Here is a 17,145-nt window from a genome sequence, read left to right as displayed (position 1 = left end):
AATCATGAGTCACTCACCGCAAACCCCGCTGCTCGACAAGGTCAGCTTCCCGGCCGACCTTCGCCAGCTCGACAAATCGGAGCTGCGCCAGCTTTCTGACGAACTTCGCGCCGAGGTGATCGACGCAGTGGGCACCACCGGCGGGCATCTGGGCTCCGGGCTGGGCGTGGTCGAATTGACCGTGGCGCTCCACTATGTCTTCAACACGCCGGAAGACCGGCTGGTGTGGGACGTGGGCCACCAGTGCTATCCGCACAAGATCATCACCGGGCGGCGTGACCGGATTCGCACATTGCGCCAGGGCGGGGGCTTGTCAGGCTTCACCAAGCGCTCCGAAAGCGAATATGATCCGTTCGGGGCGGCGCACAGCTCCACTTCGATTTCGGCGGCGCTCGGCTTTGCTATCGCCAACAAGCTGCAGGGTCAGCCCGGACGCGGCATTGCCGTGATCGGCGACGGCGCGATGAGCGCGGGCATGGCCTATGAGGCGATGAACAATGCCGAACAGGCGGGCAACCGGCTGGTGGTGATCCTGAATGATAACGACATGTCGATCGCGCCGCCGGTGGGCGGGCTTTCGACTTATCTCGCGCGGCTGGTTTCAAGCGGCAAGTTCCTGGGGCTGCGTGAACTGGCGCGCAAGTTCGCCCGCAAACTGCCTGAACCACTGCACAAGGCGGCGCGCAAAACCGATGAGTTCGCGCGCGGCATGGCGATGGGCGGCACGCTGTTCGAAGAGCTGGGCTTCTATTACGTCGGCCCGATTGACGGGCACGATCTCGATGCGCTGGTTCCGGTGCTGGAGAATGTCCGCGATGCGGCGGAGGGGCCGATCCTGGTCCATGTCGTGACGCAAAAGGGCAAGGGCTATGCCCCTGCCGAAAACAGCGCCGACAAATATCACGGCGTGCCCAGGTTCGATGTGGTGACTGGTGAGAAAGCCAAATCGAAGGCCGGCCCGCCTGCCTACCAGAACGTGTTCGGCGATACGCTGGCCAAGCTTGCAGAGACCGACAAGCGGATCTGCGCGATCACTGCGGCCATGCCATCGGGCACAGGGGTTGACCGTTTCGCCAAGGCTCATCCCGACCGCGCCTTCGACGTCGGCATTGCCGAACAGCACGGCGTAACCTTTGCTGCGGGGCTTGCCGCCCAGGGCATGCGGCCGTTCGCGGCAATCTATTCCACCTTCCTTCAGCGCGCCTATGACCAGGTGGTGCATGATGTTGCGATACAGAACCTGCCAGTCCGCTTTGCAATCGACCGTGCCGGGCTGGTGGGCGCCGATGGCTGCACCCATGCCGGCAGCTTCGACATCACCTATCTCGCCACCCTGCCCAACATGGTGGTGATGGCTGCGGCGGACGAGGCGGAGCTGGTCCATATGACCTACACCGCTGCCGAATATGACGACGGCCCCATCGCCTTCCGCTATCCGCGCGGCAATGGTGTGGGGGTGGGACTGCCCGAGACCCCGCAGAAGCTCGAAATCGGCAAGGGCCGGGTGATGCGGCAGGGCACTAAAGTCGCAATCCTGTCACTGGGCGCGCGGCTGGCTGAAGCGCTCAAGGCCGCTGATCAGCTCGAGGCAAAGGGGTTGTCGACCACGGTTGCCGATCTGCGTTTTGCCAAGCCGCTCGACACTCAGCTGATCGAGAGATTGATGCGTACCCATGAAGTTGTGGTGACGGTTGAAGAAGGCGCGATCGGCGGGCTGGGCGCGCATGTGCTGACCTTCGCCAGCGACGAAGGGCTGACCGATGTCGGCCTCAAGATCCGCACCCTGCGCTTGCCCGACATCTTCCAGGACCACGACGATCCCGAGCACCAGTATGACAAGGCGGGGCTCAACGCGCCCGATATCGTCGCCACTGTTCTGCGCGCGCTGCGGCACAATAGCGCTGGCGTGGAAGAGGCGCGGGCTTGAAGATTCTCCGCCGCGTCCGGGGTGACGGCGGATAATAATGCTGGCAAGGCATCCGGCGAAAGGAATTCGCCGCATGTCACTCCTGAAGATCGAAACAGCCGGCCACGTCACCACACTTACGCTTGACCGTGCGGAGACGATGAACCCGCTCGGCGCCAAGGGCGATGGCGATGCCTTTGCCGCCGCTTGCGACGCAGTGAATCTCGACATGAATGTGCGCTGCGTGATCCTGACCGGTGCGGGGCGCGCCTTCAGTGCGGGGGGCGACATCAAGGCGATGAAGGATCGCAGTGGCACCTTCGGCGGCAATGCGCCCGAGATTTCGGACGGCTATCGCAACAACATCCACAAGGTGTTGCGCGCGCTTTACGGCCTGCGCGTGCCCCTGATCGCAGCGGTCAACGGCCCGGCGATCGGGCTTGGCTGCGATCTCGCCTGCCTGGGAGACATCCGAATTGCTTCCGACAAGGCAAAGTTTGGCGTGACCTTCCTCAAGCTGGGCATCATCCCCGGCGATGGTGGCACCTGGATCCTGCCGCGCATCATCGGCGAAGCGCGTGCGGCTGAACTGTTCTATACCGGTGATGTGATCGACGCGCCGACTGCGCTCGACTGGGGCCTTGTCAGCCGCGTGGTCGCGCATGACAGCTTGATGCAGGAGGCGCAGGCATTGGCAACGAAGATCGCTGCCATGCCGCCGCACGCGCTGCGCCATGCCAAGAACCTGATGCGCCAAGGGCGCTCGACCAGCTATGACACGGCGCTGGAAATGGCCGCCAACACGCAGGCGCTGATGCACCTGACTGGCGATCACATGGAAGGTATCGACGCGCTGCTTGAAAAACGCAGCCCCGAGTTCAAGGGGCAGTAGGCCGGCCGATCAAACTTCGGGAAGCGGCTGGACCACTTCCTTGCCGACATAGATGATCTTCGGCGGCGGTGCGGGTTCGCCAGGAACCAGGGTTTCGGCCGCTTCCGAAGGCACTGCGGGTGCCTCGATTGACTGCGGCACAGCAGCGGGCGCTGCCACCGGTTCGGGCCCGGCCATGATTGCCGCGATGCTGCAATCGCGCGGCGGCGGGCGGTTCTTGAGCGCGGCGATGTCTGCCTCACGCAGGCACAGATAACTTTCGCGCATCGCATAATAGGGATCATCGCTGGTGCTGATCTGTTCGAGCCGCTCGTCGAACTCGATCCGGTATTCGAGCGAGTTCACGGTAAAGGCAGGGATGGCATATTTCAGCGAATCGAACGGCTTGCCGACAACTGCGGGCAGGAACGATTGATCGAGCAGCCCCCCCAGCAGATCGCGCACCGTGGTTGCCCCAACCAGCGGCAAGACCAGGAAAGGCCCACTTCCAACCCCGTAATAACCCAGCGTATTGGCAAGGCCATTGCGGCGATAGGGCAGGTTGAAGGGCTTGTTCTTGGCCACGTCGAGCAGCCCGCCCACGCCTACAGTTGTGTTAAGGGTAAAGCGGCCGAGTGTTTCGAACGCCTTGCCCGGTTTGAGCTGCAACAGATAGTTGAGCGCGTTGACCGGCTCCATCAGATTGCGGAAGAAATTCCTCAATCCCTTGCGCAGCGGGCCGGGCAGTCCCTCTTCATAGGCGTCGGCGATTGGCGCGATCAGGATGGTGTCGACTTCCTGGATCACCTTGTAGGCGGCGACATTGACTTTCTCGAGCGGATCCTTGAGCGGGGCCTGGCCATCGGCGGTGACAATGATGACATTTTCTTCGTCCGCTGCCCCGGCGCCTGGCTCATCTTCCGTTGCTGTATCCAGAACGGCAGGCTCGGCCGCCTCCTGTCCTTCGTCTTGCGGCGGCGGCCCTGGTTGCACTCCATCCACAACCGCAGGCGCGGTTCCATCGATTGCTGCGGGGTCTTGTGCTTCTTGAAGTTCGGCATTCGCCGGTGCGGGCTGCACAAATGCAACCTGGGCCTGTGGAAGTAGCGCAATTGGTGTGCTCGCCGATGCGAGCAGCGCAGCCGATGTCAGCAAAATTGGCATTCATTTCCTTTCGTGCCCCCCGCGCGGACCACTGTTGCCTGTTGTTGAGGCTCAAGACAAACAAAAGGTTATTTATGCTCTTGCCGCGTGAATTGCGGTTGAACTTCGCCAGGGCGCCCGGGCACTGCTGTCTGAGGTGCGCCGGGTGGGAAAGGTCCGGTCAGAACCAGCGCCACACACCTGCCGGAATCCCGCCCAGCGGCAAGTGCGCCCAGCTGAGCGCCAGCCAAAGGCCCAGCCCCACGGCCCAGCACAGCGGGCCGACCGAAAACAATTTGCCGGGCTGCGGCCAAAAACTGGTGCGGCTTTCCCATGTCGCCCAGGCCTCGCCCATCAGCGCCTCTTTCTTGCGGTCCTGCAAATGCGCGCCGACCAGCGCCAACACGCCCATCGCCAGCGCGGTGATCACGCTGCGCGTGCTCCACCACAGCACGATGTGCGACAATGCCCACAGGCCGATCGCCCACATCATCGGGTGCCGGGTCACCTGGAACACGCCCTTGGGCTGGGCACGGGCCTGTTCGGCTGCGGCCGGTGTCGGCAGCGCCGGATTGCCCGACATCGATCCCGCCAACAAAACCAATGCCGGAAGCGTCAGCAGCGTCGCCACGATCCAGCCAAGGTCGCCCGAACCGCCCAGGTCGCCCGCTGGCGCAGCCTTGAACGCCGAATAGACCCAGAACAGAGCCGCCGCGCTCACGAGCGAATAAACCGCGCTGAAACCGCCTGCGCGCAGCAGCTTCACCATTGGCGCGCGCAGCGGATGCGACATCGCAAAATGCGACCCGACAAATGCCACATTCGCAGCGATCAGTTCTACCAAGGCATCATCCATGACCACTCCCCCTTACATGGGGGATTTGGCCACAGTGCCGGGCAAATGGCAAGACAGGCGACGAGGCATGCGGTGGACGGGCGCCGCTTGGCTTACCAGTCGAAGGCTTTCGGCAGCTCGCTCTCGTCAAGGTCGCGATAGCGATCGCGCAGCCTGGTCTGGTGATTGTCCAGCGGTTGCTCGATCCCGTCGATGAACACGCGCAGCGGTGCGCTTGAGACTTCGAGCGGATCGCCGTCCCAGATCACCACGTCACCCACAGCCCCCGGCTTGAGAACGCCCAGCCTGCCGCCCATGCCGATCGCTTCTGCAGGGCGCGAGCTGATGGCGGCAAAAGCCTCGCCCCAGCTCAAACCGGCTGCGCCCGGCATGCGGGCGAGCGCGACCAGATTGCCGGCATATTGGGTGTAGTGATGGCTGTTTTCGATCGTAGCGGCGTTGAGTGCCACCTTGACACCGGCGGCGCGCATACGGCCGATATTGCTCTGGGTCGAGGCCAGCTGCTCGAACCGCTCGGGCAGGTCTTGCAGGCTTTCCGCGATCACTGGCACCCCTGAAGCGGCAATTTCCGGCGCCACAAGCCAGCCTTCGGTTGCGCCGACCAGTACCAGATCGAGTGCGGGGAATTCCTGCTTGAGCGCCAGCACGGCGCGAATGTCGGACGCGCGGTGTGCCTCGATCAGCAGAAGCTGCGAGCCCTCTATCACCGGGCCCAGCGCTTCCGCATCGGCGCGGGTGAGAAGGTTGTCCTCCCCGCTCCAGCGCCCGGCGGCAAAGTCGCGCGCTTCGCGCAGGGCATTGCGAAGTTCGGCATGGCTCGCATTGCGGCTGCCCCCGGCAATGCGCGCGCCGCCTTCACCCAGCGCAATCATCTGGAATGCGCGCGGCTTCATCACCGGATCGGGATCCGCCCCGGTATCGATGATTGCGCCCTGCCCGGCAAAGATCGAATTCGACGAGCCACCCGAAACCACCGCGCGAGTGATCCCGTTGGCGCGGCTCACCTTGATATGCTGCGAGGCCGGATTGATCGCGGGGGCAACATCGAGCGCGGCGTTGAAGCGCGCCTTGCTGGCACGCGTGTCATTGCTGTTGCTTACGGCGCCAACATCGAGCAGGCCGAGGTCGGTAACCGCAGCGACGAGGCCGGGGGTTACCCAGAGCCCGGTGCCGTCTATTACCGGCAGGGAGGGATCGGGCTGCACGTCTGCTCCCACGGCGGCTACCTTGCCAGCGCGTATGATTACCGTTGCGCCTTTCATCGGCGCGCTGCCGTCACCAGTGGCGACGTGGGCATTGGCAATGGCAAAATCCTGTGCCTGGGCTGGGGTGGCCGCGAGCGCCACTGCGGCAGCGGCAAATGCAAGGAGGCGGTTCATTTCACGTCTCCTTCGCCCTGCTGGCCTAGCTCGAAATCGCTCACCGGGCGGTGTTTGGGATCGAGCGCGTCGAACATCAATGCGCCATCGACCCAAACCTTCTCAGGCCGTGAATAGACGCTCAGCGGATCACCGTTCCACAGCACCACATCACCCATCTTACCCGGCTCAAGGCTGCCGGTCATCGCATCGATTCCCATCGCCTTGGCGGCGTTGAGCGTGAACCAGCGCACCACTTCGCCATCGGGAATATCGATCCCCATGCGCTTGCCCGCTGCCTGCGCCTTGGCGGCTTCCTGGTTGAGCCGCTGGATGCCCTGATCGCTGTCCGAATGGATTACCACGCAGGCCCCGGCCTGCTGCAGCAATGCGGCATTTTCGGGAATGCCGTCATAACTCTCCATCTTGAAGCCATACCAGTCAGCCCAGATCGCGCTGCACACGTCGTTTTCGCGCAGCAGATCGCCGATCTTGTAGCTTTCAACCGCGTGGTGGAAGGCAGTGACGCGGTATCCCATCTCCTTGGCCATATCCATCACCAGCGCCATTTCGTCCGCGCGGTAGCAGTGATTGTGGACCAGGATCTCGCCCGCCATCACGCCGGCGAGGGTTTCCTTGCCGAGATTGCGCTTGCGATCCTCGTCTGCGGCATAGACCTTGGCGTCGAGCCAGGCCTGGCGGTTGACCGCGAAATTGCCCATGCGGGTAGAGGGGGCACGGCCCTTGCCGCCATAGACCCGCTTGGGGTTCTCGCCGCAGGCCATCTTGAAGCCATAGGGTGCGCCGGGGAATTTCATCCCCTGCGCGGTCCGTGAAGGCACATTCTTGAGCGTAACCGCACGCCCGCCCATGAGATTGGCCGATCCGGGGAGAATCTGCAGCGCGGTGACCCCGCCATTGGCGAGCGCGCGGCTGAAACCCGGGTCCTGCGGCCAGACCGAATGTTCGGCCCAGACTTCGGGTGTGGTGGGTGCGGTGGCTTCATTGCCGTCCGAATGCGCATCGACCGAGGGTGAGGGATAGTCACCCAGATGCGAATGGACATCGATCACCCCGGGGGTGATGAATTTGCCGCGCGCGTCAATCAAAGTGTAGCCCGAGGTGTCGAGCCCCGATCCCACTGCCTCGACCTTGCCTTCGCGCAGCAGCACGGTGGTGTTGTCGAACTGCCGCCCGGTGCCGTCAAACACGGTGGCGCCCACCAGTGCCGTGGGGGCGCCGGGGTAGGCGCGATAGGTTGAGGGATAGGGGTCCTTCTCGAAATCATTGGCGCTGGCTGAGGCTGGCTTTGTACCGGCATCGGCCCCGCCAGTGGTTGCGCAGGCGGCGAGCGCCACCGCGCTCCCCAGCCCCGCGATTGCGCGCATCATGCGTGACATATAAATTCTCTTGATAGTTGCGACCAAAGTTCCGGGGGCCCGGCGAACCGGGCCCTGCAGTTCAATTCTCCATCAGGACGGTGGGCGCGACGCCGGGTGGACGCCGCCTTCCTGTGCCTCCAGCCCTGCTGCCGCAGCGCCTTCAAGCTCGTCATCCTTGAGCGTGTCGAGGTGCATCAGCTTTTTCACCAGCGGGCTAATGACAATCACCGCCACGCCCACACCCACCGAAATCCAGCCGATCTGGCTATAGACGGCGAGCACGGTTTCCTTGGCCGCGCCCTCGCCCGATGCCGCTTCCGAACCGGTTGCGGCCGAAATCAGACCGGCAACGAAATTGCCGGTGGCCGAAGCGAAGAACCACGTGCCCATGATCAGCGAAGCCATATGCGCTGGGGCCAGCCGGTTCATCGCCGAAAGGCCCACGGGGGAAAGGCACAGCTCGCCGGTGGTGTGCAGCAGGTAGATCAGGAACACGAAGATCACCGGCGTCATGTTTTCCATGCCGACGGCCTGCGCACCGAATACCAACACCAGAAAGCCTGCCCCCAGCTGGATCAGCGCCAGGCCGAACTTGGCTGGGGTGGAAGGCTCCAGCCCCTTCCTGCCGAGCCACGTCCACAGCCCCGCGAACAGCGGGGCCAGCATGATGATGTAGATCGGGTTGATCGACTGGAAGATCGAGGCCGAAACGCCCTGCCGGTCGACATAGCGATCGGTGAACAGGTTGAGCGACGAGCCGGCCTGTTCGAACAGCGCCCAGAACAGGATTGAGCCGATGATGAGGAACATCGCGGCAAAGATCCGGTCACGGTCATGCCCGCCAATCTTGATCGCCTGCCAGATGACAAAGGCTACCAGCAAGCCACCGAAGACACCAAGAATGCTGCCCACTACTGCCTGGTTCTGCACCAGCCACCACGTCACGGCGACCGCTGCGAAACCGATGATGTAGAGCAGCCATTCGAACTTCATGCCCCACTTCTGCGAAGCGAGCTTTTCAGGCACACTGCTTTCGCCTTTGCCCAGCAGCAGCGGCTTGAAGATGATGAACACCACCAGGCCCAGCAGCATCCCGAAGCCCGCTGCGCCGAAGCCATAGGCCCAGCCATAGTTCTGGCCAAGATAGCCGGCGATGATCGTGCCCACTGCGGCGCCTACGTTAATGCCCATGTAGAAGATGGTATAGGCACCGTCGCGGCGAATATCCGTGCGCGGATAAAGCTGCCCCACGATGACCGAGATATTCGCCTTGAGGAAGCCCGAGCCAACAATGATGAAGGCCAGCGCCGCCCAGAACACGTCGATCATGGGATTGTTCTGGCCAAGCGTGCCTTCGCCTTCGAAGGCCATCAGGAAGTGGCCAATGGTCAGCAGGACCGCGCCGAACAGCACCGCCTTGCGCTGGCCCAGATATTTGTCGGCGAGGTAGCCGCCCAGTACCGGCGCAATGTACACCAGCGCCGTATAGGCACCGTAGATGACAGAGGCCTTTTCGTCATTGAAGAGCCAGTGCTGCGTCAGGTAGAAAATCAGCAGCGCGCGCATGCCGTAATAGGAGAAACGTTCCCACATCTCGGCAAAGAACAGCACAAACAAACCCTTGGGATGTCCGGCGAATTCGGCTTTCGACGAAGTCACGATCGTCGCGCCACCAATCAGCAGCAGCACCAGGAATGACGCCGCGACGGCGACGATAATTTCTTCAAGCGACACGAAGGTCCTCCCCAAATTCCTATGGCAGCGCGGCGCTGACGCACGCCGCTCTGACGCGGCACACTAACGCCTGAAATTCCCATGTGAAGCTTTAGTTTCAGCCGCAACCGGAATCCGGCAGAGCCTTGACGCGCATGGCTGTATTATGGCACTGATGCACCAATCGCGAGGAAATCATGAGCCAGAACCGCCCCGTATACCTCAAGCTGCGCGACCAGATCGCCGCAGCGATCATCGAAGGCCGCTATGCTGAAGGCGAAATGCTGCCATCTGTGCGCGCGCTTGCGGCAGAGGAAGGTGCCAATCCGCTCACTGTCGCCAAGGCATATCAGCAGTTCCAGAACGATGGTCTGGTCGAGGTCCAGCGCGGGGTCGGCATGTATGTCGTCGAAGGCGCGGCAGAGCGCTTGCGCAGCCGCGAGCGCGAGCAGTTCCTGGCGCGCGAATGGCCAGAGATCCGCGCACGCATCGACCGGCTGGGAATCGATTTGGCCGGATTGGTTGAACGGGCCTGATTCTGGGCGCGGCTGTGCCAAGCCGCGACACTTGCTTGAAAAATTACGCCACACGCTTGCGGACAATCCACGAGTCTGGCACGATGCCTCCAGATTTGGCCGTCTTTCGGGTCGCAGCTAAGGTCAGGTCTTTTTCGGGCGTGCTCTTCCCGTGCTGGGAAGCCTGGGCACGTTTGCTGGGAGGCGCAAATGATAAGATCCGAATTGCTCCAGGCGCTCCATCGGGACAATCCCGAACTGCGGGCAGAAGAAGTCGAACAGGTGGTCGACATTTTCTTTGACGAAATTGCCGAACGGCTGGCCGAAGGGGGCAGGGTGGAGCTGCGCGGCTTTGGTGCCTTTTCCACGCGTGAGCGCGAGGCACGGCAGGGCCGCAACCCGCGGACGGGCGAAACGGTGGATGTGCCGGCAAAGAGCGTGCCCTATTTCAAGCCCGGCAAGGACATGCGCAAGCGCATCAACTAAGGTTGAGCACGCTTTCGCCGGCCCATTGTGCTGCCTATTGTGCTGCCTATTGTGCTGCATGAAGGGCTTCGCACCCGTGTTGCCGTTTCTCGGTGTGCATTCCTGCGTTGCCGCCTTGTCAAGCGCCCGCTAACAGGCCGCTCTGGCATGCAATCTGTGCGGGTGTGGCGGAATGGTAGACGCCGGGGACTTAAAATCCCCTGACCTTTGGTCGTCCGGGTTCGAGTCCCGGCACCCGCACCAACTTCCATTGGCGATCTGTCCGTAGACTGGATCGGCGGCCAGGCCCTGTTTCAGGGAACAGGCATTGTTATCTCAGTATTAACTCCTAATGGGGCAAAGCTCTTTTTTAAAGCACTGCTGCCATAGCAAGCTTTGGTGGCCAATAAGGGTCGGCATAAACGGGGAATTGGAACAATGGACCATGCGGCGTTCGGGCCAATTCCGCAGATGGATCCGGAAGAGCAGCATGAGCAGCGCCGCGCGCGCCGCTATTCGCTGCTGATCCGTCCAGCCAAGCTTCTGTGTTCACAAGGCGAGTTCGTGTGCGTGCTTCGCGACGTGTCATCGGCTGGCGTCAGCGCCAAGCTGTTTCACCGCCTGCCCGCTGGCGATTGCTTCACGCTCGAACTGCAAAGCGGGCAAAGCTATGAAATAAAGCGTGTGTGGGAGCGCGATCTCGAGGCCGGGTTCGTTTTCGGCACCAATGTCGATGTCGACCAGGTGGTCAGCGAAATCGGGGCATTCCGCAAGCGCGGTTTGCGCCTTGCGCTCAATTTTCCCGTAACGCTGATGGCCGGGCCAGTGCGCAAACTGGCATTGGTCGAAAATATATCACAGCAAGGTGCACGCCTGGAATGCAGTGAATTGCTGGCGCTTGACCAGAGCCTGCGGCTTGAGGGGCCGGGCTTGCGCGAAACCCGCGCCAAGGTGCGCTGGCGAAGCGATGAGAATTATGGCCTGGTGTTCGACGACACTTTCTCGCTGCGCGACTTCGCGCTCCTCGCGGCGCGGCTTCAGGCTCCCGGGCTGCTTGTTGGCGCCTAGCTTGCTTCGCCTGGCGGCCCGGTGATTCTTGACCATCTTAACGCGCTGATAACCAATTTCCTTCACTCCCAAGGCTGCAATTGTTAACGGGGTAATTGATGGAACAGCGTGCGGCCCGCAGCCATGGCGCAATCGATGTTGACGTGGCGATCATAGGTGCAGGCCCGGCCGGGCTTACCGCCGGCTATCTGCTGACCAAGCAGGGCAAAACGGTCGCCATCATCGAAAAAGACGCCACTTATGTCGGCGGGATCAGCCGCACGGTCGAGCATGAAGGCTATCGCTTCGACATCGGCGGGCACCGGTTCTTTTCCAAGAGCCAGCAGGTGGTCGATCTGTGGAACGAGATACTCCCTGACGATTTTATCCAGCGGCCGCGGATGAGCCGCATCTATTACGAAGGCAAGTTCTACAGCTATCCGCTGCGCGCATTCGAAGCGCTGTGGAACCTCGGCATATGGCGCAGCACGCTGTGTATGCTCAGCTACCTGCGCTACAAGCTGTTCCCGATCGCACAGGTGAAAAGCTTCGAGGACTGGACCACCAACCAGTTCGGCCACAAGCTCTATTCGATCTTTTTCAAGACCTATACCGAGAAGGTGTGGGGCATGCCTTGCGACGAGATGAGCGCCGATTGGGCGGCGCAGCGGATCAAGGGGCTTTCGCTGTGGAATGCGGTGGTTGACGGGCTCAAGCGCTCGCTCGGCCTCAAAAAGCGGCCCAATGACGGGCAAGCGGTCAAGACGCTGCTCGAAACCTTCCGTTATCCCCGGCTTGGGCCAGGCATGATGTGGGAGGCCGCGCGCGACAAGATCATGGCCACCGGCAAGGGCCAGCTGCTGATGGGGCACAGCCTCAAGCAACTGGCAAGCGACGGACAGGGTGGCTGGTCGATGACGGCAGACGGCCCCGAAGGGGACGTGCAGGTGCGCGCGAAACATGCGATCAGCTCGGCACCGATGCGCGAGCTTGCGGCGCGGCTCCATCCGCTGCCCGAAAGCACGCTGCAGGCGAAACAGCTTAAATATCGCGACTTCCTCACCGTGGCGCTGATGATCCGCAGTGAAGACCTGTTCCCGGACAACTGGATCTATATCCATGACAGCAAGGTGAAGGTCGGCCGTGTGCAGAACTTCCGCAGCTGGTCGCCGGAAATGGTGCCCGATGCCGATGTCGCCTGCGTTGGCCTCGAATATTTCTGTTTCGAAGGCGATGGGCTGTGGTCGAGCGCGGACGCCGACCTGATCGAACTCGCGAAGCGCGAAATGCAGATCCTCGGCCTTGTCGATCCGGACAAGGTGATCGGCGGGGCGGTGGTGCGCCAGGAAAAGGCCTATCCCGTCTATGACGGCGATTATGCCGCAAATGTCGATGCCATGCGGGTGGAGCTGGAAGCAAAGCATCCCACGCTGCACCTGGTTGGGCGCAACGGCATGCACCGCTACAATAATCAGGATCACGCGATGATGACCGCGATGCTGACGGTGGAGAATATCCTCGCGGGCGAACGCCTTTATGATACCTGGTGCGTCAACGAAGACGCCGAATATCATGAAGCGGGCGATGAAGGCGCGGAGAAAGCGATCCCCGCGCGCGAGGTCGGCACGGGTTTGAGCGAAGACCAGGCGGCTGCGCTCACATCGGTGCGCAGCGTTCCCGCGCGGATCAAGAAATCGGCCTGACGGGAGGCGGCGCTGAAACATTACGTTGCTCGCCTCTTTTCCTGGCGCTTCACGCGCTACGCACTGGCCAGCACCACTGGTGCACTGGCCGACCTTGCCAGCTTCCTCGCGCTTTATGCGGCAGGAATGGTGGCGGCCGTGGCCGCAGTGATCGGCTATGCGGTTGGCACGCTGGTCCACTGGCTGATTTCGAGCCGGGTGGTGTTTCCCGACAGGCTGGCCGAAGCGGGCCTCAAGCGCGGGGGGCAGCAGGTCCTGTTCGTCGGTTCCGCGTTACTGGGAATGGGCCTCACCGCCTTGGTGGTGGGGTGGGGAGATGCTGCGGGCTTCGATCCCAGGCTGGCCAAGCTGGCGGCGATGGGGCTGAGCTTTCTGACTGTATGGCTGGTGCGGCTTACCGTGGTGTTTCGCGCCAACCCCGAATAGCCATGGGATTAGCCGGATTTTCGCCGCCACGGCATTTACCCTAGCGTTTTCTTAACCTTGTTTTGCGACATGGTCATGCGGGCCTGAAAGGCCTGACAACCGGGGGGCATGCGTGTTTTCAATCCTTGCCAGGCTACGCGATATTCGCCTGCTCCGCTACGGGCTGGCCAGTGTCGGTGCGCTGGCGGTTGATGTCGGGGTGTTTCTCGCCCTGCTCTCGGCGGGTGTGGCCGCAGCGCCAGCCTCGGCCTTTGGCTATACTGTCGGGATTGCTGCGCATTGGCTGCTTTCCAGCCGCAAGGTGTTCAATGATGGCCTTGCCGCTCGCGGGCGCGAGCGCATGAAACAGAAGGCATTATTCGTGATATCGGCGCTGATCGGCCTGGCGCTTACCACTGCGATTGTCGGTCTTGGCGATCAAGCCGGAGCAGACCCGCGGTTAGCCAAGCTGGCCGCCATTGTGGCCAGTTTCATTCTGACCTATCTGATCCGTAGCAGGGTGGTATTTCAGCGCGGGCTGGACTGATGCATATGGATGACCGGCGTATGCGCCTGGGCGAGAGCCCGAATCGCGCCATATTTTTGGCGTGGCTGGGCCTATGCGCGGTGCTGCTGCTGGTTGCCGGCCAAAACATCCTTGCGGGCCGCTTTCCCGGTCCGGACGATTCGCTCCGCCTGGCACAGGTGAGGGACCTGCTAGCAGGGCAGGGTTGGTACGATTTGCACCAATACCGGATGACCCCGCCCGAAGGCACGCAGATGCATTGGTCGCGGCTGGTCGATGTGCCGATTGCGGCGTTGATCCTGCTATTCTCGCAATTCATGGAGATGCCGCAGGCCGAACGGGCGACGATGATCGTATTGCCGCTGCTGATCCTGCTCCCGACTACATTCGCAGTGGGCCGGCTCACCTGGCGGCTGTTCGACCGGCAAACGGCGATCTACGCCTGCCTCGCGTTGCTGCTGCTGCCGCTGGTGCCGATGCAGTTCCAGCCGCTCAGGATAGATCACCATGGCTGGCAGATCTTCACGGTAGCCTTCGGAGCTTGGGCAATGTCGTGGCGCAGCGCACCGCGCGGCGGCGCGGCAGCGGGCCTGGCGATGGCATTCGGGTTGATGATTTCGCTCGAAGTGATCTTCCTGGCCGCAGCATTCGGCCTGATCTTCGCCCTGCGCTGGATGCGCGATCATCGTGCCCGCTGGTGGCTGGTTGCTTACCTGCAAACGCTGGCGTTGGGCCTTGCCGTCGCCTTTGCCTTGACCCGCGGTTTGCCTGACCTTGCCGCGCATTGCGATGTGATTTCCTCGCCGCATCTGGGTTTTTTTCTGATCGTGGCGCTCGGTTCCGGGATGCTTGCGGTGGCGCCGCGCATGCCGCGCCTGCCGCTGGTGCTGGCACTGGGCAGTTTTGCGCTGCTGGGGCTGGGCTTTCTTGGCTGGTCCGCCCCGCAATGCCTGGCCCCGCCCTTTGCCGGGCTCGATCCACTGGTGCGCGATTACTGGTATCTCAACGTGACTGAGGGAAGGCCGCTGTGGAACAGAGGCCCCAGCGAGGCAATTCCAGCGCTGGTCCAGCCGCTGTTCGCATTGGGCGTGACGCTGTACCTGGCGGGGCGGAGCCATGACTGGCTGCGAGGCTGGTTGTTCGAATATGCGCTGCTGCTCGCAATCGCGTTTTGCGGCGGTGTGATGACCTATCGGTCGATAGCATTTGCGGGCGTGCTGGCGGCATTGCCGATGGGTTGGTTCATCGGGCAGATGTTCAAGCGCTGGCGTGCTTATCCCAGCCTGCTGCCCAAGCTGGGCCTGGCGCTGCTTCTGTTCGCGGTATTTCTCCCCGGCGGCTTGGTGACGATGGCAATGAAACTTGCACCTGACAGACCAAGCCAGGGTGCGGTGCGGCTTGGGGATTCGCGCTGCGAGCTACATAGCCAGGCGCAACTGCTGAAAAAGCTTCCGCCTGCGGTCCTGTTCACGCCGCTTGATATTGGCCCCGCGGTATTGGCTCAAACACGTCACAGCGTGGTCGCATCGGCCCACCATCGCGCAGAGCAGGCGATGCATGATGTGATCTTAAGTTTCACCAGCCCGCCTGCTCTCGCACGCGAATATGTCGATGCCTATAAGGCCGACTATGTAGTGCTCTGCGCCGATGTGGTAGAGACGCGCAACTTCAGCATAGGCGGCGGCGAAGGCGCCTTGATGAGCCGCCTGTTGGCAGATGACCCGCCCGATTGGCTTGCGCCGGTCGACATCGGCGGACCGGATGAACTCAAGGTATGGCGGGTGATCCGCAGCCAGGGCCCTGACCCTGGGGCGCTTTCCACCCATGCCGGATCACCATGCCTGGGCACACAGGCCCACTGCGCCAAGGGATAGCGCAGCGCAGCGCAGGGCAAGGCCATCAGAGCATCAGAATTCGGTGATCTCGACCTCTAGCTTGCGGAAGCCGTGCACGAAATTGGCCCGCACCCGCTCGACATTGCCTGCCACATGCACCCGCATGCGCCGTTTGTGCATTTCCTCGAGCAGGACCTTGAGCTGGAGCTCTGCCAGGCGCGCGCCGACGCAGCGGTGAATACCATAGCCGAAGCTGAGGTGGCGCCGCGCGTTCTCTCGGGTGATGTCGAGCTTGTCGGGATTCTCGAACACTTCCTCGTCGCGATTGGCCGAAAGATACCACAGCACCAGCTTGTCGCCCTTTTTCACCTGCTGTCCAAACACCTCGGTATCTTCGGTGCAGGTGCGGCGCATATGCGCCAGCGGGGTCTGGTAGCGGATGCATTCCTGCACCGCGTTGGGGATGAGGCCTGGGTTCTCCTCGAACAGCTTGCGCTGGTCGGGGAACTTGTCAAAGGCATGGATGATCCCGCTCATGGTGTTGCGGGTGGTATCGTTCCCGCCCACAATCAGCAGCACCAGATTGCCCATGAATTCCTGCGGGCTCATCTGGTTCATCGCGTCCGAATGGATCATCATCGAGATGAGATCGTCACCCGGCTCCTTGTCATGCGTCCGCTCGATCCAGAGCGACTGGAAATAAGCGCCCATTTCCTGCAGGATGCCCCAGCGCAGCTCGTCAAGTTCGCGCACAGTGGCAAGCTCCGTATCGCCTGACCAGTCTGACCAGTAGGTCAGCAAGCGGCGATCTTCCCACGGGAAGCCGAACAGGATCGCCAGCATTCCGGTGGTCAGCTCGATCGAGACGGTGTCGACCCAGTCGAACACTTCCCCACGTGGCAGCGAGTCAAGCAATTCGCCGGTGCGCTGGCGGATTTCGCCTTCCATTTCCGCCATTCCGCTGGGGGTGAACTTGGGCGCAACGGTGCGGCGCTGGCCGGTGTGCTGCGGCCGGTCCATGGCGATGAACATCGGCAGCTCGCGCCGCTCTTCCAATCCGCGCTCCGCCATCTCTTCGTCGCTGAGGCGTTCAAGGATAGTAATCCCGCCATATTCCCAGCTCGACGAGAACAGTTCCGGCAGCGCTTCGATATGCTGGATCGCCTTGTGTTGCACCACCGCCCAATAGGGGCCGTACGGGCTTTCGGGAATGTAGTGCAGCGGCCCGGCCTCGCGCATCTCCTTGAAGATCGGCTGCCAGGTATCGTTGTAATAGATGTCGGAACGGCTCACGTCCCATTTGTGCGGATGCTGCAACCTTTCGTCAGGATGCGTCTTCAGATGTTCGCGCAGCGCCTCATAGGCAGTAGGGGACCGGCGGACTTCGGGGCGCTGGGGAGCAATCGTGGCCATTTCTCTC

Annotated in this window: 15 protein-coding genes and 1 tRNA gene; 10 read left to right on the top strand and 6 right to left on the bottom strand. The window is 62.2% G+C overall.

Annotation, left to right across the window (positions count from 1 at the left end):
- Positions 1–4 precede the first annotated feature (4 nt).
- A complete protein-coding gene (dxs, locus tag ACX3VQ_RS06320; protein WP_462580053.1) occupies positions 5–1,927 on the top strand; it encodes a 1-deoxy-D-xylulose-5-phosphate synthase in 1,923 nt (640 codons plus the stop codon).
- A 73-nt stretch (positions 1,928–2,000) separates the two neighbouring features.
- Positions 2,001–2,798, top strand: a complete 798-nt coding sequence (locus ACX3VQ_RS06315; protein ID WP_462580052.1) for a crotonase/enoyl-CoA hydratase family protein — start codon at positions 2,001–2,003, stop codon at positions 2,796–2,798.
- 9 nt (positions 2,799–2,807) lie between these two features.
- Here ACX3VQ_RS06315 and ACX3VQ_RS06310 read toward each other — a convergent pair whose 3' ends face one another.
- The 5 genes from ACX3VQ_RS06310 to ACX3VQ_RS06290 all read right to left on the bottom strand — a co-directional run bounded on the left by ACX3VQ_RS06310 (position 2,808) and on the right by ACX3VQ_RS06290 (position 9,205).
- Positions 2,808–3,941, bottom strand: coding sequence for an MlaA family lipoprotein (locus ACX3VQ_RS06310; protein ID WP_462580050.1), 1,134 nt, complete (start codon positions 3,939–3,941; stop codon positions 2,808–2,810).
- Positions 3,942–4,101: 160 nt separating this feature from the next.
- Entirely contained in the window at positions 4,102–4,776 is a 675-nt protein-coding gene (locus ACX3VQ_RS06305; protein ID WP_462580049.1) for an NnrU family protein, read from the bottom strand.
- Positions 4,777–4,868: 92 nt separating this feature from the next.
- Positions 4,869–6,155, bottom strand: a complete 1,287-nt coding sequence (locus ACX3VQ_RS06300) for an amidohydrolase family protein (RefSeq protein ID WP_462580047.1) — start codon at positions 6,153–6,155, stop codon at positions 4,869–4,871.
- Positions 6,152–7,525, bottom strand: a complete 1,374-nt coding sequence (locus ACX3VQ_RS06295) for an amidohydrolase (RefSeq protein WP_462580712.1) — start codon at positions 7,523–7,525, stop codon at positions 6,152–6,154. Before ACX3VQ_RS06295 ends, ACX3VQ_RS06300 begins: the two co-directional genes overlap by 4 nt.
- Before the next feature lie 81 nt (positions 7,526–7,606).
- Positions 7,607–9,205 carry a peptide MFS transporter gene (locus ACX3VQ_RS06290; RefSeq protein WP_462580710.1) on the bottom strand — a complete coding sequence of 533 codons (1,599 nt, stop codon included), beginning with the start codon at positions 9,203–9,205 and terminating at the stop codon, positions 7,607–7,609.
- A gap of 221 nt (positions 9,206–9,426) precedes the next feature.
- Here ACX3VQ_RS06290 and ACX3VQ_RS06285 point away from each other — a divergent pair, with 221 nt between their 5' ends.
- The 8 genes from ACX3VQ_RS06285 (at position 9,427) to ACX3VQ_RS06250 (ending at position 15,764) form a co-directional block, all read left to right on the top strand.
- The gene (locus ACX3VQ_RS06285; protein ID WP_462570944.1) at positions 9,427–9,765 is read left to right on the top strand and encodes a GntR family transcriptional regulator; all 339 of its coding nucleotides are present in this window, start codon (positions 9,427–9,429) and stop codon (positions 9,763–9,765) included.
- 189 nt (positions 9,766–9,954) lie between these two features.
- Entirely contained in the window at positions 9,955–10,230 is a 276-nt protein-coding gene (locus tag ACX3VQ_RS06280; RefSeq protein WP_462570945.1) for an integration host factor subunit beta, read from the top strand.
- A gap of 158 nt (positions 10,231–10,388) precedes the next feature.
- Positions 10,389–10,473, top strand: a tRNA-Leu gene (locus tag ACX3VQ_RS06275).
- 174 nt (positions 10,474–10,647) lie between these two features.
- A complete protein-coding gene (locus ACX3VQ_RS06270; RefSeq protein WP_462580046.1) occupies positions 10,648–11,277 on the top strand; it encodes a PilZ domain-containing protein in 630 nt (209 codons plus the stop codon).
- A 98-nt stretch (positions 11,278–11,375) separates the two neighbouring features.
- Complete coding sequence (locus ACX3VQ_RS06265; RefSeq protein WP_462580045.1) at positions 11,376–12,959, top strand: NAD(P)/FAD-dependent oxidoreductase; 1,584 nt, start codon at positions 11,376–11,378, stop codon at positions 12,957–12,959.
- Between the two features lie 12 nt (positions 12,960–12,971).
- Positions 12,972–13,385: a GtrA family protein gene (locus ACX3VQ_RS06260; RefSeq protein ID WP_462580708.1), complete on the top strand. Its 414-nt coding sequence runs from the start codon at positions 12,972–12,974 to the stop codon at positions 13,383–13,385.
- 112 nt (positions 13,386–13,497) lie between these two features.
- On the top strand, positions 13,498–13,911 hold the full coding sequence (locus ACX3VQ_RS06255) for a GtrA family protein (RefSeq protein WP_462580044.1): 414 nt from the start codon (positions 13,498–13,500) through the stop codon (positions 13,909–13,911).
- A gap of 56 nt (positions 13,912–13,967) precedes the next feature.
- Positions 13,968–15,764, top strand: a complete 1,797-nt coding sequence (locus tag ACX3VQ_RS06250) for a hypothetical protein (protein WP_462580043.1) — start codon at positions 13,968–13,970, stop codon at positions 15,762–15,764.
- Positions 15,765–15,797: 33 nt separating this feature from the next.
- On the opposite strand, the gene ACX3VQ_RS06245 is transcribed toward ACX3VQ_RS06250, so the two are convergent.
- Positions 15,798–17,138 carry a cytochrome P450 gene (locus ACX3VQ_RS06245; RefSeq protein WP_462580041.1) on the bottom strand — a complete coding sequence of 447 codons (1,341 nt, stop codon included), beginning with the start codon at positions 17,136–17,138 and terminating at the stop codon, positions 15,798–15,800.
- Positions 17,139–17,145 lie beyond the last annotated feature (7 nt).

The organism is Altererythrobacter chaiwopuensis, assembly GCF_054957735.1.
The sequence above is the reverse complement of the archived record's forward strand: the minus strand, read 5'-3'. Positions and strand labels throughout refer to the sequence as shown.